We start from the raw sequence: 20,647 nt of genomic DNA, 5'->3' as shown, positions 1-20,647 counted from the left end.
CATGAACCCGATGTTGGCCCTTCGGCAATACCAGAAAGTCAACGGCGTGGCGCAGACTTCCGAAGCCAGTCCGCACCGCCTGGTGCAAATGCTCATGCAGGGTGGCCTGGACCGCCTGGCCCAGGCCAAGGGTGCTATCGCACGCAAGGACGTGGCCCAGAAGGGCATCCTGATCGGCAAGGCCATCGACATCATCGGCGGCTTGCGCGAAGGTCTGGACCTGGAAAACCACGCTGAGAGCCTGGCTGACCTGGACAGTCTCTACACCTATATGAGCCGCCGTTTGGTCGAAGCCAACGTGAAAAGTGATCCGGCGATCATCGACGAAGTAGCGCGCCTGCTGATCACGGTCAAGGAAGGTTGGGACGCGATCGCCGAGCCTGTGGCGACGCCGTGATCCAGGAGGTGGTATGAGCGAGGTGATCGAGCGTATCGAACAGACCCGCGAGGCGCTGCTGTCGGCGCTGGCCAGTCGTGACTGGGATGCGGTGGGGGAACTCGATCTGGAATGTCGGATTTGCGTCGAGGACGTGTTGGCCGAGGCGAGCAGCAACGAGAGGGCGGTGCGCGCGAGCCTCGAGGAGTTGCTGGCGGTCTACCGGCAGTTGATTGATGTCGCCAGTGGTGAACGGCAATCGATAGTCGACGAGATGATGCAGATACGTCAGGCGAAAAGCGCCGCGAAGGTATACCATCTGTTCTCTTGACCACGAGCGATACGAGAAATAGCGCGCCATTAATTTGACTGCACGCTATTTTTTGACTTAACTAGTGGCTGTTTTCGAATTTCAGACGTCCGAACACTGACCATTCAGTCGGAATGATGTCGAGCTCGCCCCCAGGGCGCCGATATGACTAGGGAAGTTGCTATTGCATGTGGCGTGAAACCAAGATTCTCCTGATCGATGACGACAGCGCACGCCGCCGCGATCTGGCGGTGGTTCTGAATTTCCTCGGCGAAGAAAACCTGTCCTGTTCCAGTGATAACTGGCAGCAGGTGGTCGAGTCGTTATCGTCTAGTCGTGAAGTGCTGTGCGTGCTGATCGGGGCTGTGAATGCTCCGGGTAGTGTGCTCGGGCTTCTTAAGACAGTGGCTGGGTGGGATGAGTTCCTTCCGGTGTTGCTTCTGGGTGAAATTTCTTCTGCGGAGTTCCCCGAAGAGCTGCGTCGGCGCGTGCTTTCGAACCTCGAAATGCCGCCGAGCTACAGTCAGCTGCTCGATTCGCTGCACCGTGCGCAGGTCTACCGCGAGATGTACGATCAGGCTCGCGAGCGCGGCCGCCAGCGCGAGCCCAACCTGTTCCGCAGTCTGGTAGGCACCAGTCGTGCGATCCAGCATGTGCGCCAAATGATGCAGCAGGTGGCCGATACCGACGCCAGCGTGCTCATTCTCGGTGAATCCGGTACCGGCAAGGAGGTGGTCGCGCGCAACCTGCACTACCACTCCAAGCGCCGCGAAGCCCCGTTCGTGCCGGTCAACTGCGGTGCTATTCCGGCCGAGCTGCTGGAAAGCGAACTGTTCGGTCACGAGAAGGGAGCATTCACCGGGGCCATCACCAGCCGTGCCGGGCGCTTCGAGCTGGCCAACGGCGGTACGCTGTTCCTCGATGAGATCGGCGACATGCCGTTGCCAATGCAGGTCAAGCTGCTGCGTGTGTTGCAGGAGCGCACCTTCGAACGCGTGGGCAGCAACAAGACCCAGAGCATTGACGTGCGCATCATCGCGGCTACTCACAAGAACCTCGAGAGCATGATCGAGGACGGCACGTTCCGCGAAGACCTCTATTATCGTCTGAATGTCTTCCCTATCGAGATGGCGCCCCTGCGCGAGCGTGTCGAGGACATTCCGCTGCTGATGAACGAGCTGATCTCACGCATGGAGCATGAGAAGCGCGGTTCGATCCGCTTCAACTCGGCCTCGATCATGTCGCTGTGTCGCCACGGTTGGCCGGGTAACGTTCGCGAACTGGCCAACCTGGTGGAGCGCATGGCGATCATGCATCCGTACGGTGTGATCGGTGTTTCCGAGCTGCCAAAGAAATTCCGCTATGTCGATGACGAAGACGAGCAGTTGGTGGACAGCCTGCGCAGTGACTTGGAGGAGCGGGTGGCGATCAATGGCCATACACCGAGCTTTGCCAGCCACGCGATGCTGCCGCCTGAGGGCCTGGACCTGAAGGACTATCTGGGCGGGCTGGAACAAGGCCTGATCCAGCAGGCGCTGGATGATGCCAATGGCATCGTTGCGCGTGCCGCTGAGCGTCTACGCATCCGTCGTACCACGTTGGTGGAAAAAATGCGTAAGTACGGCATGAGCCGCCAAGGTGGCGAGGAGCAGGCGGAGGATTGACGCCTGTTCGGCCTTGGGGTTGGGGTGGGTTTGTCCTAGCGGGCGCTTGTGGCGCGCGGTGGGTGGCCCGTTTGGACTATTTCCCCATCCCCGGCACGGCTATTGCTATATCGCTGGCATCACACCGTTTTTATGACGGTCAGCCACGCGAGAGAGCACGATGCCCCAGGCCGCCCATCACTCCCGAGTCCCTGCCTTGCAGGGGAGCCTCCCGGTCGAGCAGGAAAGCCGACTGGGCCTTGAACAGGCCTTCGCCCTGTTCAGCCAGGTATCGACCCAGCTCACCGAGTCCTACGGGATGCTCGAGGCGCGCGTCAGCGAGCTCAAGGGTGAACTGGAGGTCGTCAGCGACCAGCGTATGGCCGAGCTTGGTGAAAAAGAGCGCTTGGCCAATCGTCTGCAAAACCTGCTGGACCTGCTACCGGGTGGGGTGATCGTGATCGATGCCCAGGGCTGCGTGTCCGAGGCCAACCCGGCCGCTTGCGAGCTGCTGGGCGAGCCACTGATCGGTCAGCTATGGCGTCAGGTCATTGCCCGCAGTTTCGCCCCGCGCAAGGATGACGGCCACGAAGTCTCGCTGCGCGACGGTCGGCGCCTGTCGATCGCGACCCGTTCGCTGGACGCCGAGCCGGGCCAGTTGGTGCTGCTGACCGACCTGACTGAAACCCGTCGCCTGCAAGACCAGTTGGCGCGTCATGAGCGACTGTCGTCGCTGGGGCGCATGGTCGCTTCGCTGGCTCATCAGATCCGTACCCCGCTTGCCGCAGCGATGCTCTATGCCGGTCATCTGGCTGATGGCGAGCGTGACTTGCCATTTGAAACCCGTCAGCGTTTTGCCGGTAACCTCAAGGAGCGGTTGCAGGAGCTGGAGCATCAGGTGCGCGATATGTTGGTGTTTGCTCGGGGCGAGCTGCCGTTGGGCGAGCGCTTGACCCCCAAGGCTTTGTTCCAGGCCTTGCAGCAGGCCGCGCAGGTGCATGTACAGGGGCATGCGGTGCGCTGGCAGTGCGATATCCATCTGGGTGAGTTGCTGTGCAATCGCGATACCCTGGTGGGCGCCTTGCTCAATCTGATCGATAACGGTCTGCAGGCCAGTGTCGAGCCGGCGCGCCTGAAAGTGCATCTGTACCGCCGTGCGCAAAACCTTCACCTGTGCGTGAGCGACGCTGGCTGCGGCATCGATGCCGAGTTGCTGGCGCGGCTGGGTGAGCCATTCCTCACCACCAAGACGACCGGCACCGGGCTAGGACTGGCGGTGGTCCAGGCGGTGGTGCGTGCCCACCAAGGGACGCTGCGACTGCGTTCCAAGCCTGGGCGCGGTACCTGTGCCCACGTGGTACTGCCGCTGATCGGCGCAATGGAGGAGCACTGATGGATATCAAGGTGCTGTTGGTCGAGGATGATCGGGTGTTGCGCCAGGCGCTGGTCGATACCCTGGAAATCGGCGGATTCGCCCACCGTGCGGTGGGGTCGGCCGAAGAGGCCTTGCAGGCGGTGGGGCAGGAGGCATTCAGTCTGGTGGTCAGCGATGTGAACATGCCGGGCATGGACGGGCATCAGTTGCTCGCCCAGCTGGGGCGCAACCATCCTGAGCTACCCGTGCTGCTCATGACCGCCCACGCCGCGGTCGAGCGGGCTGTCGACGCCATGCGCCAGGGGGCGGTTGACTATCTGGTCAAGCCGTTCGAGCCGCGTGCCCTGCTCAGTCTGGTGGAGCGGCACGCGGCGGGTCACTTGGGGGCTGCCGAGCAGGAGGGCCCAGTGGCCTGCGAACCGGCCAGTCGGCAGTTGCTGGAGCTGGCTGCGCGGGTGGCGCGCAGCGATTCGACCGTGTTGATCTCGGGTGAGTCGGGCACTGGCAAGGAGGTGCTGGCACGCTTCATTCACCAGCAATCGCCGCGGGCCGATGCGCCGTTCGTGGCGATAAACTGTGCTGCGATCCCCGATAACATGCTCGAAGCCACCTTGTTCGGCCATGAGAAGGGCGCCTTCACCGGTGCGATCGCGGCCCAGGCTGGCAAGTTCGAGCAGGCCGATGGCGGCACCCTGCTGCTCGACGAGATTTCCGAAATGCCCCTGGCGCTCCAGGCCAAGCTCCTGCGTGTACTGCAAGAGCGCGAAGTGGAGCGGGTAGGGGGGCGCAAGCCGATCGCCTTGGATATCCGTGTACTGGCCACCACCAACCGCGACCTGACGGGCGAAGTGGCGGCTGGACGGTTCCGTGAAGATCTCTATTACCGGCTGTCGGTGTTCCCTTTGGCCTGGCGCGCCCTGCGCGAGCGCCCGGCGGATATCCTGCCACTGGCTGAGCGGTTGCTGGCCCGGCATGTCGGCAAGATGAAACACGCCCCCGTGCGCCTGTCGGCCGATGCTCGCGCCTGTCTGCAAGGCTATGCCTGGCCGGGTAACGTGCGTGAATTGGACAATGCGTTGCAGCGGGCCCTGATCCTGCAGCAGGGCGGGGTGATCGAAGCGGCGGATTTCTGTCTGGGAGGTGTCATTCCGTTGTCGGCTCCGCAAGTGGCCACTATTGAGCCATTATCCGGGGAATTGACGGTTGAGGCGGGTGGCCTTGGCGACGACATGCGCCGTCACGAGTACCAGATGATCATCGATACCTTGCGTGCCGAGCGTGGGCGTCGCAAGGAGGCCGCCGAGCGACTGGGCATCAGCCCGCGTACGCTGCGCTACAAGCTTGCGCAGATGCGTGATGCCGGGCTTGATGTGGAGGCCAGCCTATTCGGCTGAAACACCGTTTTGAATGTTCGATGGGTGGGCTGGCACTCCTCTTGCTAGCTCCAGCCTATCCGCTGCATGACTGTCAAAAAAATGCGGCCGCCGGAGAGAGAAGTCCATGACCCAAGGTGTTGAATTCAATCGTCTGATGTTGGACATGCGTGCCATGCAGGCCGACGCCATGTCCCTGCCCAAGACTGTCGCCGCTCCTGAGCTGGCACCAGGGCAGAGCAGCTTCGCCGACATGCTTGGCCAGGCGATTGGCAAGGTGAACGACGTTCAGCAGGCTTCCAGCCAACTGTCCAACGCCTTCGAGATTGGCAAGAGCGGCGTGGATCTGACCGATGTGATGATCGCTTCGCAGAAGGCTTCCGTGTCGTTCCAGGCACTTACCCAGGTTCGTAACAAACTGGTGCAAGCGTACCAGGACATCATGCAGATGCCGGTTTAAGGGCGAGAGTTGAGTCATGGCCGAAGCAGTCGTCGATAACGCCCCCGCCAAGAGCGGCCCGCCAGCAGCCAAGCCGCCGCTGTTCGGCCTGTCGTTCCTGGAGAATATCTCGCAGATGCCCATGCTGCGCCAGATCGGTCTGCTGGTCGGCCTGGCCGCTAGCGTGGCCATCGGTTTTGCCGTGGTGCTGTGGTCGCAACAGCCGGACTACCGTCCGCTGTACCCCAGTCTGGCCGGCATGGACACCAAGCAGGTCATGGAGACCCTGGGCGGCGCTGACATTCCCTATCGCGTGGAGCCAAACTCTGGCGCACTGTTGGTCAAGGCCGACGATCTCTCCCGTGCGCGCCTGAAACTTGCAGCAGCCGGGGTGGCGCCGAGCGACGGTAACGTCGGTTTCGAGCTGCTCGACAAGGAGCAGGGCCTGGGCACCAGCCAGTTCATGGAAGCCACCCGCTATCGCCGTAGCCTGGAGGGTGAGCTGGCGCGCACCGTTTCGAGCCTGAACAACGTCAAGGCCGCCCGTGTGCACCTGGCCATTCCGAAAAGCTCGGTGTTCGTGCGTGACGAGCGCAAGCCAAGCGCTTCGGTACTGGTCGAGCTGTATCCGGGGCGCGCCCTGGAGGCCGGGCAGGTGATGGCCATCGTCAATCTGGTCGCTACCAGCGTGCCTGAGCTGGACAAGTCCCAAGTCACCGTGGTCGACCAGAAGGGCAACTTGCTCTCCGAGCAGATTCAGGACACCGCCCTGACCATGGCCGGCAAGCAGTTCGATTACAGCCGTCGCATGGAAGGCATGCTCACCCAGCGTGTGCACAATATCCTGCAACCGGTGCTGGGCAACGACCGTTACAAGGCCGAAGTCTCGGCCGATATCGACTTCAGTGCCGTCGAGTCCACCTCCGAGCAGTTCAATCCTGACCAGCCCGCGCTGCGTAGCGAGCAATCGGTCAACGAACAGCGCTCCAGCAGCCAGGGGCCGCAAGGCGTACCGGGTGCGTTGAGCAACCAGCCGCCAGGTCCTGCATCGGCGCCGCAGACCACTGGCGGCACCGCTGGTGCGACAGGTCCGATCCAGCCAGGCCAGCCGCTGGTCGACTCCAATGGCCAGCAGGTCATGGACCCGGCCACTGGTCAGCCGATGTTGGCGCCGTACCCCAGCGACAAGCGCCAGCAAAGCACCAAGAACTTCGAGCTGGACCGCTCCATCAGTCACACTCGTCAGCAGCAGGGTCGCCTGACCCGCTTGTCGGTGGCCGTGGTCGTGGACGATCAGGTCAAGCCCGGCGCAGCCAGCGGCGAAGTCACCCGTACGCCCTGGGGCGCCGAGGATCTGGCGCGCTTCACCCGCCTGGTGCAGGATGCGGTGGGCTTCGATGCCAGCCGTGGCGACAGCGTGACGGTGATCAACGTGCCATTCGCCGCCGACCGTGGCGAGGAGCTGGCCGACATCGCGTTCTACCAGCAGCCGTGGTTCTGGGACATCGTCAAGCAAGTGATGGGCGTCCTGTTCATCCTGGTGCTGGTGTTCGGTGTGCTGCGGCCTGTGCTCAACAACATCACCGGTGGCGGCAAGCAGGCTGCCACGGACAGCGACATGGAACTGGGCGGTATGATCGGTCTGGATGGCGAACTGGCCAACGACCGCGTCAGCCTGGGTGGTCCTTCAAGCATCCTGTTGCCGAGCCCGACCGAGGGTTATGAGGCGCAGCTCAACGCAATCAAGGGCCTGGTGGCCGAAGATCCGGGTCGCGTGGCCCAGGTCGTGAAAGAGTGGATCAACGACGATGAGTGACAACCGAGCCGTTACCGCCAAGCTGAGCCGCGTCGACAAAGCGGCGATCCTCCTGCTCTCGCTCGGTGAGACCGACGCGGCGCAGGTCCTGCGCCACATGGGGCCCAAGGAAGTGCAGCGGGTCGGCGTGGCCATGGCGCAGATGGGCAATATCCATCGCGAACAGGTCGAACAGGTGATGAGCGAGTTCGTCGAGGTGGTGGGCGACCAGACCAGCCTGGGCGTTGGCTCCGATGGCTACATTCGCAAGATGCTCAATCAGGCTCTGGGCGAGGACAAGGCCAACGGCCTGATCGACCGTATCCTGTTGGGTGGCAATACCAGCGGCCTGGACAGCCTCAAGTGGATGGAGCCGCGCGCGGTGGCTGACGTCATCCGCTACGAGCACCCGCAGATCCAGGCCATCGTGGTCGCCTACCTCGACCCCGACCAGGCCGGCGAGGTGCTGGGCAACTTCGACCACAAGGTACGCCTGGACATCGTCCTGCGCGTGTCGTCGCTCAACACAGTGCAGCCGGCGGCGCTCAAGGAACTGAACCAGATTCTGGAGAAGCAGTTCTCGGGCAACTCCAACGCCGCGCGTACCACGCTGGGTGGTATCAAGCGTGCTGCGGACATCATGAACTTCCTCGACAGCTCGGTCGAAGGCGCACTGATGGATGCGATCCGCGAAATCGACAGCGACCTGTCCGAGCAGATCGAAGACTTGATGTTCGTGTTCAACAACCTGGCCGATGTCGACGACCGTGGCATTCAGGCGTTGTTGCGCGAAGTGTCTTCCGATGTGCTGGTGGTGTCGCTCAAGGGCGCCGACGAGCGAGTCAAGGACAAGATCTTCAAGAACATGTCCAAGCGTGCTTCGGAGCTGCTGCGCGACGACCTGGAGGCCAAGGGGCCGGTACGGGTCAGCGACGTGGAGACGGCGCAGAAGGAAATCCTCACCATCGCCCGGCGCATGGCCGACGCTGGCGAGATCGTGCTCGGTGGCAAGGGCGCCGAGGAAATGATTTAAGTCTCAAGTTGCGAGCCTCAAGCTGCAAGAGAAGGCCGGCGTACGTATCTGCTTTTTCTTGTGGCTTGCAGCTTGAAGCTTGTCGCTCGACCCCATTTCATCTGTAGGCGTTGCCATGTCCACCACCGAACACCCCAGCGACCTGATCCGCGCCCGCGACCTCGAAGGTGTTGATCTCTGGGCGCTGCCTAGCTTCGACCCGGAGCCCGAGCCTGAACCGGAACCTGAGCCTGAGGTCGTTGAAGAAGTCGAAGAGGTGCCGCTGGAAGAAGTCCAGCCGCTGACCCTCGAAGAACTCGAAGCCATCCGTCAGGAGGCTTACAACGAAGGCTTCGCCACCGGTGAGCGCGAAGGTTTCCATAGCACTCAGCTGAAGGTGCGCCAGGAGGCCGAAGTGGCTCTGGCGGCCAAGCTGCAGCAGCTCGAACAGCTGATGGGCCACCTGCTGGAGCCGATCGCCGAGCAGGACACCCATATCGAGAAAGGCATGGTGCAACTGGTCGCGCACATGGCGCGGCAAGTCATCGGCCGCGAGCTGCGCAGCGACTCCAGCCAGATCACCCATGTGCTGCGCGAAGCCCTGAAGCTGCTGCCGATGGGCGCCGACAACATCCGCATCCACCTCAACCCGCAGGATTTCGAGCAGGTCAAGGCGCTGCGCGAGCGGCACGAGGAAAACTGGAAGCTGCTCGAAGACGAAGCGTTGCTGCCGGGCGGTTGCCGTATCGAGACCCTCCACAGCCGCATCGATGCGAGCATGGAAACCCGTATCGAAAAAGCCATCGCGCAACTGTTCGACCAGTCCCATGACCAGGCGCTGCACCCGGCTGCCCCGGATATTTCACTGGCGCTCGACGCGCGCGTGGGTGAGACCGATGCGCCTTGAACGCACCAGCTTCGCCAAGCGTCTTGAGGGCTATCAGGACGCCGTGAAGCTACCGGACCAGCCGGTGGTCGAAGGCCGTCTGCTACGCATGGTCGGCCTGACCCTGGAGGCCGAGGGCTTGCGCGCCGCTGTAGGCAGTCGCTGCCTGGTAATCAATGACGACAGCTACCATCCTGTGCAGGTGGAGGCCGAAGTGATGGGCTTTGCCGGCACCAAGGTGTTCCTGATGCCGGTTGGCAGCATCGCCGGCCTTGCCCCGGGTGCGCGAGTGGTACCGCTGGATGACAGTGGCCGTCTGCCCATGGGCATGAGCATGCTCGGTCGCGTGCTCGATGGTGCCGGTCGCGCGTTGGATGGTAAGGGCGGAATGAAGGCAGAGGATTGGGTGCCGATGGACGGCCCGATCATCAACCCGCTCAACCGCGACCCGATCAGCCAGCCGTTGGACGTGGGCATTCGCAGCATCAACGGCCTGCTCACCGTCGGTCGTGGCCAGCGCCTGGGGCTGTTCGCCGGTACCGGTGTCGGTAAGTCGGTGTTGCTCGGCATGATGACCCGCTTTACCGAGGCGGAGATCATCGTGGTCGGGCTGATTGGCGAGCGGGGCCGCGAGGTGAAGGAGTTCATCGAGCACATTCTTGGCGAGGAAGGCCTCAAGCGTTCGGTGGTGGTGGCGTCCCCGGCGGACGATGCGCCGTTGATGCGTCTGCGCGCGGCCATGTACTGCACGCGTATCGCTGAATACTTCCGCGACAAGGGCAAGAACGTGCTGTTGCTGATGGACTCGCTGACGCGCTTTGCCCAGGCCCAGCGTGAAATTGCCCTGGCCATTGGTGAGCCGCCTGCTACGCGTGGTTATCCGCCTTCGGTGTTCGCCAAGTTGCCTAAGCTGGTGGAGCGTGCCGGCAACGGCGAGCCCGGTGGTGGCTCGATCACAGCCTTCTACACCGTGCTTTCCGAAGGCGATGACCAGCAGGACCCGATCGCTGACTCCGCCCGTGGTGTGCTCGACGGCCATTTCGTGCTGTCTCGGCGGTTGGCTGAAGAAGGGCACTATCCTGCCATCGATATCGAAGCCTCGATCAGCCGGGTGATGCCGCAGGTGGTCGATGCCGATCACCTGCGCCAGGCGCAGAAGCTCAAGCAGCTGTGGTCACGCCTGTCGCAGAGCCGCGACTTGATCAGTGTCGGTGCGTATGTGGCCGGCGGCGACCCGGAGACGGACCTGGCCATCGCCCTGCAACCGAAGATGGTCGATTACCTGCGCCAGGCCTTGGACGAGAACGTGCCCATGGCTCAGAGCCGGGCCGAACTCGAGGCGATTTTCACCCCGCCGGCAGCGGGGCGATAGGCCGTGGGGCTGCCAAGTCGCGCTGCGCGTTTGGCTCCGGTGGTCGAGATGGCCGAGGAGACTGAGCGCAAGGCCGCGCAGCGCGTCGGGCATTTCCAGCAGCAACTGGCCCAGGCACAGGCCAAGCTGGCAGAGCTTGAGACGTTTCGCGAAGGTTATCAGGCGCAATGGATCAATCGCGGCGGGCAGGGCGTCAATGGCAGCTGGCTGGTCAACTACCAGCGCTTTCTCGGGCAGTTGGAGACCGCCATGACCCAGCAACGCCAGAGCATGGCGTGGCACCAGAACAACCTCAACAACGCGCGTGGCAGTTGGCAGCAGGCGTATGCCCGTGTGGAAGGCCTGCGCAAGTTGGTGCAGCGTTACATGGACGAGGCGCGTCGCGCCGAGGACAAACGTGAACAACGCTTGCTGGATGAGTTGTCACAGCGCCTGCCACGCCAGAGCACGCTCTGACCGGGGCACGCTGGCGTTGTCGGTCAGGCCCTGTGCGCAGCCGCTCCAGCGGTCACCTTGCACCCCAGGATACCCCCTGCTAAACCTTCCAGTAGCATTCGCCATCATCGAAGGAATCGCTCGCATGGCACTCGAAACCGATCTTTCGCCGGACAAGAAGAAGCTGACGATCAGGGTCAAGGGTCGTTTCGACTTCGGCAAGCACGCGCAATTCAAGCAGGTCTACGAGGGTCTTCGACTGGAGTCGGTTGTGGTCGACCTCAAGGATGCCACTTACCTGGATAGCTCTGCATTGGGCATGCTCCTATTGTTGCGCGACTATGTGGGCGGTAATGAGCCTGACATTCGGGTGGTCCACGCCAGCCCTGACGTGCGCAAGATCCTGGCTATCTCCAATTTCGAACAACTCTTTGATATTAGTTGAGCATGTCTGCCGAACCGGCGTTGCGTGTGCTGGTGGCCGAAGATGGCGCCGCCGATCGCCTGTTGCTGGCGCAGATCGTGCGCCGTCAGGGGCATCAGGTGTGGACGGCGGAAAACGGTGAGCAGGCGGTGGCGCTGTTTCTCGAACAGCGCCCGCAGTTGGTGTTGCTCGATGCGCTAATGCCGGTCATGGACGGTTTCGAGGCAGCCCGGCGAATCAAGGCGCTGGCCGGCGAAGCGCTAGTCCCGATCATCTTTCTCACTTCGCTCAACGAGGAGCAGGCGCTGGTGCGTTGCCTTGAGGCTGGAGGCGACGATTTCATGGCCAAGCCCTACAGTCCGATCATCCTTGCGGCCAAGATCCGCGCCATGGATCGCCTGCGTCGGTTGCAGGCAACCGTGTTGCAACAGCGTGACCAGATCGCCCGGCACCACCATCACTTGCTCAACGAGCAGCGTGTGGCCAAGGCCGTGTTTGACAAGGTTGCGCACTCCGGCTGCCTCAACGCGCCAAATATTCGCTACCTGCAATCGCCTTACGCCTTGTTCAACGGTGACCTGTTACTGGCGGCCTTCACCCCCGGTGGCGACATGCACGTGCTGCTCGGTGACTTTACCGGGCACGGCCTGCCCGCTGCGGTGGGTGCCATGCCGTTGGCCGAAGTGTTCTACGGCATGACTGCCAAAGGCTACGGCCTGGTGGAAACGCTGCGCGAGATGAACGCCAAGCTCAAGCGCATCCTGCCGGTGGACATGTTCTGCTGTGCGCTGCTGGTCAAGGTGGGTTTTCAGCGCGGTACGGTCGAGGTTTGGAACGGTGGCATGCCTGATGGCTATCGTTTGTCTGCAACGGGCGAGGTGCTGGGGGTGTTGCCGTCACGGCATTTGCCGCTCGGTATCCTGTCTTGCGAGCAGTTCGACGACCGCACCGAGGTGCTGCCGTTGGCGGTGGGCGAGCGCTTGCTGCTGCTGTCCGATGGCGTGGTCGATAGCACTGATGTCAGCGAGCGCCTGTTTGGTGTCGAGCGCCTGCGGCGGGTGTTGGCTGACAACCGTGATCCAAGCCTGCTATTCGAAGAGGTCATGCAGGCGCTGGCACATTTTGGTGGGCAGTCACGGGACGATATCAGCTTGTGCGATGTGCGCATGCTCGGGCCCGAGGAGGTCAGCGCACAGCCGGTGGTGTACTCCGACAGCGGGCGTTCTAGCCCGCTGGATTGGTCGATGCAGTTTGAGTTGCGCGGCGAGAGCCTGAGTCGCTTCAATCCGATTCCGTACCTGGTGCAACTCTTGCAGGAAATTCATGGCCTGCGGCCAAGCAGCGGCATCCTCCATAGTGTGCTCAGCGAACTCTACTCCAATGCCTTGGAGCATGGTGTGCTGGGCCTGGATTCCAGGATCAAGCGCGACGCTCAGGGCTTCTGCGAGTACTATCGCCTACGCAGCGAGCGCTTGGCGCAAGCGCCGGACGGTTTCGTGCGTATTGGCCTGAAGGTGGAACCGTATCCCCAAGGTGGGCGTCTGACGATCGAGGTCCGTGACAGCGGTGCGGGCTTTGATGCGGATGAGGTGTTGGCACGCCGCCCTGTCGAGCATGGCTTTCACGGCCGAGGGCTAGGCCTGGTCAGTCGCTTGGGGCACGACGCGCAGTGGCTGGAAGGCGGTCGATTGGCGCGGGTGATGTTCCAGTGGTAGAGCGAGGGCGGGTCGGGCAGCGTTGCCCGACCTAGCTTCAGGTGGGCTTGATCAGGGAGTGAGCAAGTGATGGACATACATATTGATCACAAGGTCCTTAGCGATCTGCGCGAGGTCATGGAAGATGGCTACCTGCAATTGCTGGAAACCTTTCTTGAAGACTCCGAGCGGCGGCTGAGCCAGCTGCATGAGGCCAAGGACGCCGCCGAGCTGGGCTTGGCCGCCCACAGTTTCAAAGGCAGCAGTGGCAACATGGGGGCAGTGGGCCTGGCTGGGCTTTGCCAGCAATTGGAGGAGCGGGTCAAGCAATTGCCGCTTTACGGTATCGAGGACCTGATCAATCGTATCGACCAGGAATACCTCGAAGTGCAGCGCTTCTACCGCAACGAACGGCAGCGGATTTCTGCACAGTAACCAGACCTGGCTCGACTTTTGCCTGTCTTTACCCAGACGTTTTTTCAAGTTTCTGGCGTGGAGACCTTTCAATGCCTGTCGCACCCAATCCATTGTTGCAAGCCGGCCTGCTGAACAAGACCTCGCGTTCGGTCACCGGGGGTGTGGACAAACCGCTGCAGGCACCCGCCGATCAGGGCTCGGGCTTCGACAAGGTCATGGCCCGGCAAGGCCGTGACGCGGTGTCCAAGCGTGATGACAAGGTTGCCCAGGCCCCGGCGCAGCCCAAGCCAAAGGACAAGCCTGAACCTGCCGCTGGCGGCAAGAAGGATGACGTTGCCGCGCCAACCGTTGCCGATGACGGCAATAGCTTGCCAGCGACTCCAGTGGCTGACGCCAGCCAGGATGGCAGCAGCGACCCGGCAGCGTCCTTGGATTCGAACCTGGTAGCCGGGCAGGTCACCGATGCCCAGCCTGGCGCGCAGTTGCTCCAGGCTCAGGCCGAAGCCGTAGCGCCCGTTCTGCAACAGGCTGCCGCGCAGCCGCAAGCCGCCGAACAGCCGGTGCAGGAGGCTGTGGCCGAGGCATTCGATCCCGAGGCCGATCCGCTGGCTGATATGCCGGCGCTGCGCATGGCTCTGGAGCACAGTGCCCAAGCCAAAGGGACGACCTCGGCGCATGCCAGCAGTCGCAACGAGAACGCCGCCGCGCAATCGAGCGACCCCAACTCGGGTGCCGTCAATACCTTGGCGAACCTGGTCGAAAAGGCTGACGCCGAACCTGGCCAATCCGAAGGGGGCGACAAGGCCTTTGCGGGCTTGATCGACGACGGCCTGAAAGACCTCAAGGGCGCCAGCAGTGACACTCGCGTGGATGATTTCGCCAATCGCCTGGCCAATCTGACCCAGGCGGCGACTGCCAAGACGGCTAATGCCGTGCCGGTGACCCCGAGCCCCTTGGCGCAGCCGTTGGCGATGAACCAGGGCGCCTGGACTGAGGGGCTGGTCAACCGGGTCATGTACCTGTCCAGCCAGAACCTCAAGTCGGCGGATATCCAGCTTGAGCCTGCCGAGCTGGGGCGTTTGGACATTCGCGTCAATGTGGCGGCGGATCAGTCGACCCAGATCCACTTCGTCAGCGGTCACGCCGGTGTGCGCGACGCGCTCGACAGTCAGGCCTATCGCCTGCGTGAGTTGTTCGCCCAGCAGGGGCTTTCCCAGCCTGATGTCAGCGTCGCCGACCAGTCTCGTGGCCAGCAGCAACAGCAAGCCCAGCAGCAGGGCTCGAACCTGTCCGGCGTGGCTGCGCGCCGTGCGGCCGGTGGTGCGGCCGAGGGTAATGAGCTGGCGGATGCTGCTCGCCCGCTGGAACAACAGGTGGTGATCGGCGACAGCGCGGTCGATTACTACGCCTGAAATGCCTGGTCGATCGCGGCGCATCGATCCCAGGTGCGCTGCGATACATTGGGTTTATTCGCTCGAACGATAGCGCCGACAAATCTGGCATAACACTTGCTCAAGCCTCGTCATCCTTCTTTGAAACCTCGATGGACGACGGATTATTGGCATGGCGAAGAGCGAAGCAGTGAAAGACCCCGCCGCTAAAGGCAAACTCAAGCTGATCCTGCTGCTGGTAGTGGCCCTGCTGCTGGCGATCGGCCTCTCGGTGGGCGCCACGTGGTTCTTCATGCACAAGAGCGAGCCTGCGCCAGCACCCGACGCAGCGGCCGCCAACGTCAAGCAGGCCGCGATCTACGAGCCCCTGGCGCCGGCCTTCGTGGTCAACTTCAACCAGAACGGGCGTCAGCGCTACATGCAGGTGAGCATCACCATGCAGGGCCGCAACCAGGCAGATCTGGATGCCCTGAAAGTGCACATGCCGGTGATCCGCAACAACCTGGTGATGATGTTCTCCGGCCAAGGTTTCGACACCCTGGCTGCCAGTTCGGTAGGCCAGGAAATGCTGCGCCAGAAAGCCACCGCGGTGGTCCAGGAAGTGGCCCAGAAGGAAGTCGGCAAGCCGGTCATCGACCAATTGCTGTTCACCAATTTCGTATTGCAGTAGGAGCACACAGATGGCCGTGCAGGACCTGCTGTCCCAGGATGAGATCGACGCCCTGCTGCATGGGGTGGACGATGGTCTGGTACAAACCGAGAGTGCTGGCGACCCGGGCAGCATCAAAAGTTACGACCTGACCAGTCAGGATCGTATCGTTCGGGGTCGCATGCCGACCCTGGAAATGATCAACGAGCGTTTCGCCCGTTACACCCGCATCAGCATGTTCAACCTGCTGCGCCGCTCTGCGGACGTTGCGGTAGGCGGCGTGCAGGTGATGAAGTTCGGCGAGTACGTGCATTCGCTGTACGTGCCTACCAGCTTGAACTTGGTCAAGATCAAGCCGCTGCGCGGTACTTCGCTGTTCATTCTCGACGCCAAGCTGGTGTTCAAGCTGGTGGACAACTTCTTCGGCGGCGACGGCCGTCACGCCAAGATCGAGGGTCGTGAATTCACTCCCACGGAGCTGCGTGTGGTGCGCATGGTGCTGGACCAGTGCTTCGTTGACCTCAAGGAGGCCTGGCAGGCGATCATGCCGGTCAACTTCGAGTACATCAACTCCGAGGTCAACCCGGCCATGGCCAACATCGTCGGCCCGAGCGAGGCGGTGGTGGTTTCGACCTTCCACATCGAGCTTGACGGCGGCGGTGGCGACCTGCACGTAACCATGCCGTACTCGATGATCGAGCCGGTGCGCGAGATGCTCGACGCTGGCTTCCAGTCCGACCTGGATGATCAGGATGAGCGCTGGGTCAAGGCCCTGCGCGAGGACGTGCTGGACGTCAACGTGCCGCTTTCGGCCACCGTTGCCCGCCGCCAGATGAAACTGCGCGACATCCTGCACATGCAGCCGGGCGACGTGATCCCGGTAGAGCTGCCCGAGCATCTGGTGCTGCGTGCCAATGGCGTGCCGTCGTTCAAGGCGCGGTTGGGCTCGCACAAGGGCACGCTGTCCCTGCAGATCATCGACCCGATCGTGCGCCGTTGAAGGCGTAACGCTCGAACCCAACGAATTGAATGCCTGTCGAGGAAATCATGGCTAACGAAAACGAGATCAATTCTCCAGAAGAGCAGGCCCTGGCCGATGAGTGGGCTGCGGCGCTCGAGGAGACCGGCGATGCCGGCCAGTCCGACATCGACGCGCTGCTGGCCGGCGACGGCGGTGGCGATCGCTTGCAGATGGAGGAGTTCGCAAGCTCGCCGAAGCCGAACGAGAACGTCAGCCTCGAAGGCCCTAACCTGGATGTGATCCTCGACATTCCGGTGAGCATCTCCATGGAAGTCGGCAGCACCGAAATCAGCATCCGCAACTTGTTGCAGCTCAACCAGGGCTCGGTCATCGAACTCGACCGCCTGGCCGGCGAGCCGCTGGATGTGCTGGTCAACGGCACCTTGGTAGCTCACGGTGAAGTGGTGGTGGTCAACGAGAAGTTCGGCATCCGCCTGACTGACGTGATCAGCCCCAGCGAACGCATCAAGAAGTTGCGCTGAGTGAAAGCCACATTGCGGGCCATCGCGGCCCTGGCTGCGCTGCTGGCTAGCGAAGCGGTGATCGCCGCCGCCGAGCCTGCGCTAGCGACTGCTGCCGCCGCCGCGCCTGCGGCGCCCGGTGGCTTGGGCGCGCAATTGGCGCAGACGGTGTTCGGCCTGCTGCTGGTGGTGGCTTTGATTTTCGGCCTGGCCTGGGTGCTGCGCCGCATGCAGGGCAACGCCCGACAGGGCGCGCCGGTGATCGATATCGTCGGCATCCGCGCCATCGGTCCGCGTGACCGTCTGTTGCTGGTGCAAGTCGGCAAGGAGCAGATCCTGATCGGTCACACGCCAGGCAGTATCGAGGCCCTGCACGTGCTGGCCGAACCTGTCGAGGTGCCGGCTGCGTCGCGCCAGGCCACGCCGGAATTCGCCCAGCGGCTGCTCGAGCTGATGGGCAAGGATCATAAGGACAAGACGTGATGAACGGCGCTGCGCGCTTGCTGTTGACCCTGGCGCTGTTGTTGGCGGCGCCGTTGGCCCTGGCTGCCGACCCGCTGTCGATTCCGGCCATCACCCTGTCCAATGGGGCGGACGGGCAGCAGGAGTATTCGGTCAGTCTGCAAATTCTGCTGATCATGACGGCGCTGAGCTTCATTCCCGCGTTCGTCATCCTGATGACCAGCTTCACCCGTATCATCATCGTGTTCTCTATCTTGCGTCAGGCGCTGGGCTTGCAGCAGACACCGTCGAACCAAGTGCTCACAGGCATGGCGCTGTTTCTGACCATGTTCATCATGGCTCCAGTGTTCGAGAAGGTGAACAGTGGGGCCATCCAGCCCTATCTGGCCGAACAGATGACTGCTCAGCAAGCCATCGACAAGGCCCAGGGCCCGCTCAAGGACTTCATGCTGGCGCAAACCCGGCAGAGCGACTTGGACTTGTTCGTGCGCCTGTCCAAGCGCACCGATATCGCCGGGCCTGACCAGGTCCCGCTGACCATCCTGGTGCCGGCATTCGTCACCTCCGAGCTGAAGACCGCCTTTCAGATCGGCTTCATGATCTTCATTCCGTTCCTGATCATCGACATGGTGGTGGCCAGTGTGCTGATGGCGATGGGTATGATGATGCTCTCGCCGTTGATCATCTCGTTGCCGTTCAAGATCATGCTGTTCGTGCTGGTGGATGGTTGGGCGCTGATCATGGGCACCCTTGCCGGCAGTTTCGGCGGCGTTTGACGCTGCCCCAGGAGAGCGACCCATGACCCCTGAAGTTGCCGTCGACCTGTTTCGAGACGCCCTCTGGCTAACCACGCTGATGGTCGCCATCCTGGTGGTTCCCAGCTTGCTGGTGGGCCTGGTGGTGGCGATGTTCCAGGCCGCCACGCAGATCAACGAACAGACCCTGAGCTTTCTGCCGCGCCTGCTGGTGATGCTGGTCACGCTGATCGTTGCGGGCCCGTGGCTGGTGCAGAAGTTCATGGAGTATTTCATTGGCCTGTACACCAGCATTCCGCAGTTGATCGGTTGATGCCGCCATGCTGGAGCTGACCGACACGCAGATCGGCACCTGGGTCGCGACGTTCATCCTGCCGTTGTTCCGGGTTACGGCGGTGCTGATGACCATGCCGATCTTCGGGACCCGCATGCTGCCGGCGCGGGTGCGTCTGTATGCGGCGGTGGCAATCACCGTGGTGATCGTGCCGGGGTTGCCGCCGCTGCCTGAGATCGATCCGTTGAGTCTGCGCGGGGTGATGCTGTGTGGCGAGCAGATCATCGTCGGCGCGCTGTTCGGTTTTGCGCTGCAGTTGCTGTTCCAGGCGTTCGTGATCGCCGGGCAGATCATCGCTGTGCAGATGGGTATGGCGTTCGCCTCGATGGTCGATCCGGCCAACGGGGTCAACGTGGCGGTGGTCAGCCAGTTCATGACCATGCTGGTGAGCGTGCTGTTCTTGCTGATGAACGGTCATTTGGTGGTGTTCGAGGTGTTGACCGAGAGCTTCACCACCTTGCCTATCGGCAATGCCTTGGTGGTCAATCATTTCTGGCAGATGGCTGGGCGCCTGAGCTGGGTGCTAGGGGCAGGGCTGCTGCTGATCCTGCCGGCGATCGCCGCGCTGCTGGTGGTGAACATCGCGTTCGGTGTGATGACCCGTGCGGCACCGCAGTTGAACATTTTCTCCATCGGTTTTCCGCTGACGTTGGTGCTGGGTATCGGCATCTTCTGGGTAGGCTTGGCCGATATCCTTTCCCACTACCAGGCGCTGGCCAGCGAAACGCTACAGTGGCTGCGTGAACTTGCACGGGCGCGCTGAGCATGGCAGAGAGCGAGAGCGGTCAGGACAAGACAGAAGAACCCACCGACAAGCGCAAGCGCGACGCGCGCGAAAAAGGTGAGATCGCCCGGTCCAAGGAACTCAACACTGTGGGCGTTACCTTGGCCGGAGCTGGTGGCTTGCTTGCGTTCGGCGGTTCCCTGGCCGAGTCGTTGATGAGCATGATGCGCATGAACTTCTCCCTCACTCGCGAGGTGATCGTGGATGAGCGCAGCATGGGTGCGTTCCTGCTGGCGTCGGGCAAGATGGCCATCTGGGCGACGCAGCCTGTGCTGATCCTGTTGTTTGTGGTGGCTTTCGTTGCGCCTATCGCGCTGGGTGGTTTCCTGTTCTCCGGCAGCTTGCTGCAACCGAAGTTCAGCCGCATGAACCCGCTGTCGGGGATCAAGCGTATGTTTTCGATGCATGCCTTGACCGAGTTACTCAAGGCGTTGGCGAAGTTCTTCGTGATCCTGATCGTGGCGCTGCTGGTGCTGTCCAGCGACCGTCAGGCGTTGTTGTCGATCGCCAACGAGCCGTTGGAGCAGGCGATCATCCATAGTGTGCAGGTGGTGGGCTGGAGTGCGCTGTGGATGTCGGCAGGGTTGCTGCTGATCGCGGCGGCGGATGTGCCGTTCCAGCTGTGGCAGACCCACAAGAAGCTGAAGATGACCAAGCAAGAGGTCAAGGATGAGTACAAGGACAGCGAGGGTAAGCCCGAGGTCAAGCAGCGTATCCGTCAACTGCAGCGCGAGGCCTCGCAGCGGCGCATGATGGCGGCGGTGCCTGAGGCTGATGTGATCATCACCAACCCGACGCACTATGCCGTGGCGTTGCAGTACGACCCGGAGAAGGGCGGGGTGGCGCCGTTGCTGTTGGCCAAGGGGACTGACTTCATTGCCTTGAAGATTCGCGAGATCGGGGTGGAGCATAAGGTGCAGATCCTTGAGTCGCCGGCGTTGGCGCGGGCTATCTACTATTCCACCGAGCTTGAGCAGGAGATTCCGGCGGGGCTTTACCTGGCGGTGGCGCAGGTGTTGGCTTATGTGTTTCAGATTCGGCAGTATCGGGCTGGGCGTGGGAAGGCGCCTGAGCCTTTGAAGAAGGATTTGCCGATTCCTGATGATTTGCGGCGTGATGAGTGATTGGTTTGTTTGTTGGTTTTGATGGCGGTATGCGCATTCATTATTGATGTTGACTTTGAGTCACCTTTCCGCCCTTACGGCGGGTAACTTTTTGAAGGATCAAAAAGTCACCAAA

23 protein-coding genes are annotated in these 20,647 nt (G+C 62.2%); all 23 read left to right on the top strand.

Features of this window, described 5'->3' with window-relative positions:
• Position 1: 1 nt before the first annotated feature.
• Positions 2-397: a flagellar export chaperone FliS gene (gene fliS / locus FEM01_RS04995; protein WP_138218201.1), complete on the top strand. Its 396-nt coding sequence runs from the start codon at positions 2-4 to the stop codon at positions 395-397.
• Between the two features lie 13 nt (positions 398-410).
• Entirely contained in the window at positions 411-707 is a 297-nt protein-coding gene (gene fliT, locus FEM01_RS04990) for a flagellar protein FliT (protein WP_138218200.1), read from the top strand.
• 167 nt (positions 708-874) lie between these two features.
• Positions 875-2,350: a transcriptional regulator FleQ gene (gene fleQ, locus FEM01_RS04985; protein ID WP_138218199.1), complete on the top strand. Its 1,476-nt coding sequence runs from the start codon at positions 875-877 to the stop codon at positions 2,348-2,350.
• 160 nt (positions 2,351-2,510) lie between these two features.
• The gene (locus FEM01_RS04980; protein WP_138218198.1) at positions 2,511-3,722 is read left to right on the top strand and encodes a sensor histidine kinase; all 1,212 of its coding nucleotides are present in this window, start codon (positions 2,511-2,513) and stop codon (positions 3,720-3,722) included.
• Positions 3,722-5,098 (top strand): sigma-54-dependent transcriptional regulator, encoded by a 1,377-nt coding sequence (locus FEM01_RS04975; RefSeq protein WP_138218197.1) that lies wholly within the window; start codon positions 3,722-3,724, stop codon positions 5,096-5,098. Before FEM01_RS04980 ends, FEM01_RS04975 begins: the two co-directional genes overlap by 1 nt.
• Positions 5,099-5,204: 106 nt before the next feature.
• On the top strand, positions 5,205-5,537 hold the full coding sequence (fliE, locus tag FEM01_RS04970; protein WP_138218196.1) for a flagellar hook-basal body complex protein FliE: 333 nt from the start codon (positions 5,205-5,207) through the stop codon (positions 5,535-5,537).
• Positions 5,538-5,553: 16 nt separating this feature from the next.
• A complete protein-coding gene (fliF, locus tag FEM01_RS04965; protein ID WP_138218195.1) occupies positions 5,554-7,332 on the top strand; it encodes a flagellar basal-body MS-ring/collar protein FliF in 1,779 nt (592 codons plus the stop codon).
• Positions 7,325-8,344: a flagellar motor switch protein FliG gene (gene fliG, locus FEM01_RS04960; RefSeq protein WP_138218194.1), complete on the top strand. Its 1,020-nt coding sequence runs from the start codon at positions 7,325-7,327 to the stop codon at positions 8,342-8,344. The genes fliF and fliG overlap by 8 nt, the downstream gene beginning before the upstream one ends.
• Before the next feature lie 115 nt (positions 8,345-8,459).
• Complete coding sequence (gene fliH / locus FEM01_RS04955) at positions 8,460-9,230, top strand: flagellar assembly protein FliH (protein ID WP_138218193.1); 771 nt, start codon at positions 8,460-8,462, stop codon at positions 9,228-9,230.
• The gene (gene fliI, locus FEM01_RS04950; protein ID WP_138218192.1) at positions 9,220-10,581 is read left to right on the top strand and encodes a flagellar protein export ATPase FliI; all 1,362 of its coding nucleotides are present in this window, start codon (positions 9,220-9,222) and stop codon (positions 10,579-10,581) included. The genes fliH and fliI overlap by 11 nt, the downstream gene beginning before the upstream one ends.
• Before the next feature lie 3 nt (positions 10,582-10,584).
• Positions 10,585-11,037: a flagellar export protein FliJ gene (gene fliJ, locus FEM01_RS04945; protein WP_138218191.1), complete on the top strand. Its 453-nt coding sequence runs from the start codon at positions 10,585-10,587 to the stop codon at positions 11,035-11,037.
• A 124-nt stretch (positions 11,038-11,161) separates the two neighbouring features.
• Positions 11,162-11,461 carry an STAS domain-containing protein gene (locus FEM01_RS04940; protein ID WP_138218190.1) on the top strand — a complete coding sequence of 100 codons (300 nt, stop codon included), beginning with the start codon at positions 11,162-11,164 and terminating at the stop codon, positions 11,459-11,461.
• Between the two features lie 2 nt (positions 11,462-11,463).
• Positions 11,464-13,155, top strand: coding sequence for an ATP-binding SpoIIE family protein phosphatase (locus tag FEM01_RS04935; protein ID WP_138218189.1), 1,692 nt, complete (start codon positions 11,464-11,466; stop codon positions 13,153-13,155).
• 66 nt (positions 13,156-13,221) lie between these two features.
• On the top strand, positions 13,222-13,569 hold the full coding sequence (locus FEM01_RS04930) for an Hpt domain-containing protein (RefSeq protein ID WP_138218188.1): 348 nt from the start codon (positions 13,222-13,224) through the stop codon (positions 13,567-13,569).
• A 71-nt stretch (positions 13,570-13,640) separates the two neighbouring features.
• Complete coding sequence (locus FEM01_RS04925) at positions 13,641-14,963, top strand: flagellar hook-length control protein FliK (RefSeq protein ID WP_138218187.1); 1,323 nt, start codon at positions 13,641-13,643, stop codon at positions 14,961-14,963.
• A 151-nt stretch (positions 14,964-15,114) separates the two neighbouring features.
• The gene (fliL, locus tag FEM01_RS04920; protein WP_138218186.1) at positions 15,115-15,612 is read left to right on the top strand and encodes a flagellar basal body-associated protein FliL; all 498 of its coding nucleotides are present in this window, start codon (positions 15,115-15,117) and stop codon (positions 15,610-15,612) included.
• A 10-nt stretch (positions 15,613-15,622) separates the two neighbouring features.
• Positions 15,623-16,591 carry a flagellar motor switch protein FliM gene (gene fliM, locus FEM01_RS04915; RefSeq protein WP_138218185.1) on the top strand — a complete coding sequence of 323 codons (969 nt, stop codon included), beginning with the start codon at positions 15,623-15,625 and terminating at the stop codon, positions 16,589-16,591.
• Positions 16,592-16,638: 47 nt separating this feature from the next.
• On the top strand, positions 16,639-17,094 hold the full coding sequence (gene fliN, locus FEM01_RS04910; protein ID WP_138218184.1) for a flagellar motor switch protein FliN: 456 nt from the start codon (positions 16,639-16,641) through the stop codon (positions 17,092-17,094).
• Positions 17,095-17,556, top strand: a complete 462-nt coding sequence (gene fliO / locus FEM01_RS04905; protein ID WP_138218183.1) for a flagellar biosynthetic protein FliO — start codon at positions 17,095-17,097, stop codon at positions 17,554-17,556.
• On the top strand, positions 17,556-18,311 hold the full coding sequence (gene fliP / locus FEM01_RS04900) for a flagellar type III secretion system pore protein FliP (protein ID WP_138218182.1): 756 nt from the start codon (positions 17,556-17,558) through the stop codon (positions 18,309-18,311). Before fliO ends, fliP begins: the two co-directional genes overlap by 1 nt.
• A 22-nt stretch (positions 18,312-18,333) precedes the next feature.
• Positions 18,334-18,603: a flagellar biosynthesis protein FliQ gene (gene fliQ / locus FEM01_RS04895; protein ID WP_138218181.1), complete on the top strand. Its 270-nt coding sequence runs from the start codon at positions 18,334-18,336 to the stop codon at positions 18,601-18,603.
• 7 nt (positions 18,604-18,610) lie between these two features.
• Entirely contained in the window at positions 18,611-19,387 is a 777-nt protein-coding gene (gene fliR / locus FEM01_RS04890; protein ID WP_138218180.1) for a flagellar biosynthetic protein FliR, read from the top strand.
• A 2-nt stretch (positions 19,388-19,389) separates the two neighbouring features.
• Positions 19,390-20,532: a flagellar biosynthesis protein FlhB gene (gene flhB / locus FEM01_RS04885; protein ID WP_138218179.1), complete on the top strand. Its 1,143-nt coding sequence runs from the start codon at positions 19,390-19,392 to the stop codon at positions 20,530-20,532.
• Positions 20,533-20,647: the final 115 nt, after the last annotated feature.

The sequence above is a fragment of the Pseudomonas mosselii genome, from assembly GCF_005796105.1.
GTDB lineage: Bacteria > Pseudomonadota > Gammaproteobacteria > Pseudomonadales > Pseudomonadaceae > Aquipseudomonas > Aquipseudomonas mosselii_C.
This window is presented reverse-complemented; position numbering and strand designations above follow the sequence as displayed.

Coding starts and splice junctions, on each gene's coding strand:
- fliN (WP_138218184.1), top strand. CDS start 16,639: ATGGCTAACGAAAACGAGATCAATTCTCCAGAAGAGCAGGCCCTGGCC.
- flhB (WP_138218179.1), top strand. CDS start 19,390: ATGGCAGAGAGCGAGAGCGGTCAGGACAAGACAGAAGAACCCACCGAC.
- fliH (WP_138218193.1), top strand. CDS start 8,460: ATGTCCACCACCGAACACCCCAGCGACCTGATCCGCGCCCGCGACCTC.
- FEM01_RS04925 (WP_138218187.1), top strand. CDS start 13,641: ATGCCTGTCGCACCCAATCCATTGTTGCAAGCCGGCCTGCTGAACAAG.
- FEM01_RS04975 (WP_138218197.1), top strand. CDS start 3,722: ATGGATATCAAGGTGCTGTTGGTCGAGGATGATCGGGTGTTGCGCCAG.
- FEM01_RS04940 (WP_138218190.1), top strand. CDS start 11,162: ATGGCACTCGAAACCGATCTTTCGCCGGACAAGAAGAAGCTGACGATC.
- fliP (WP_138218182.1), top strand. CDS start 17,556: ATGAACGGCGCTGCGCGCTTGCTGTTGACCCTGGCGCTGTTGTTGGCG.
- fliG (WP_138218194.1), top strand. CDS start 7,325: ATGAGTGACAACCGAGCCGTTACCGCCAAGCTGAGCCGCGTCGACAAA.
- fliM (WP_138218185.1), top strand. CDS start 15,623: ATGGCCGTGCAGGACCTGCTGTCCCAGGATGAGATCGACGCCCTGCTG.
- FEM01_RS04935 (WP_138218189.1), top strand. CDS start 11,464: ATGTCTGCCGAACCGGCGTTGCGTGTGCTGGTGGCCGAAGATGGCGCC.
- FEM01_RS04980 (WP_138218198.1), top strand. CDS start 2,511: ATGCCCCAGGCCGCCCATCACTCCCGAGTCCCTGCCTTGCAGGGGAGC.
- fliF (WP_138218195.1), top strand. CDS start 5,554: ATGGCCGAAGCAGTCGTCGATAACGCCCCCGCCAAGAGCGGCCCGCCA.
- fliI (WP_138218192.1), top strand. CDS start 9,220: ATGCGCCTTGAACGCACCAGCTTCGCCAAGCGTCTTGAGGGCTATCAG.
- fliE (WP_138218196.1), top strand. CDS start 5,205: ATGACCCAAGGTGTTGAATTCAATCGTCTGATGTTGGACATGCGTGCC.
- fleQ (WP_138218199.1), top strand. CDS start 875: ATGTGGCGTGAAACCAAGATTCTCCTGATCGATGACGACAGCGCACGC.
- fliT (WP_138218200.1), top strand. CDS start 411: ATGAGCGAGGTGATCGAGCGTATCGAACAGACCCGCGAGGCGCTGCTG.
- fliL (WP_138218186.1), top strand. CDS start 15,115: ATGGCGAAGAGCGAAGCAGTGAAAGACCCCGCCGCTAAAGGCAAACTC.
- fliQ (WP_138218181.1), top strand. CDS start 18,334: ATGACCCCTGAAGTTGCCGTCGACCTGTTTCGAGACGCCCTCTGGCTA.
- fliS (WP_138218201.1), top strand. CDS start 2: ATGAACCCGATGTTGGCCCTTCGGCAATACCAGAAAGTCAACGGCGTG.
- fliR (WP_138218180.1), top strand. CDS start 18,611: ATGCTGGAGCTGACCGACACGCAGATCGGCACCTGGGTCGCGACGTTC.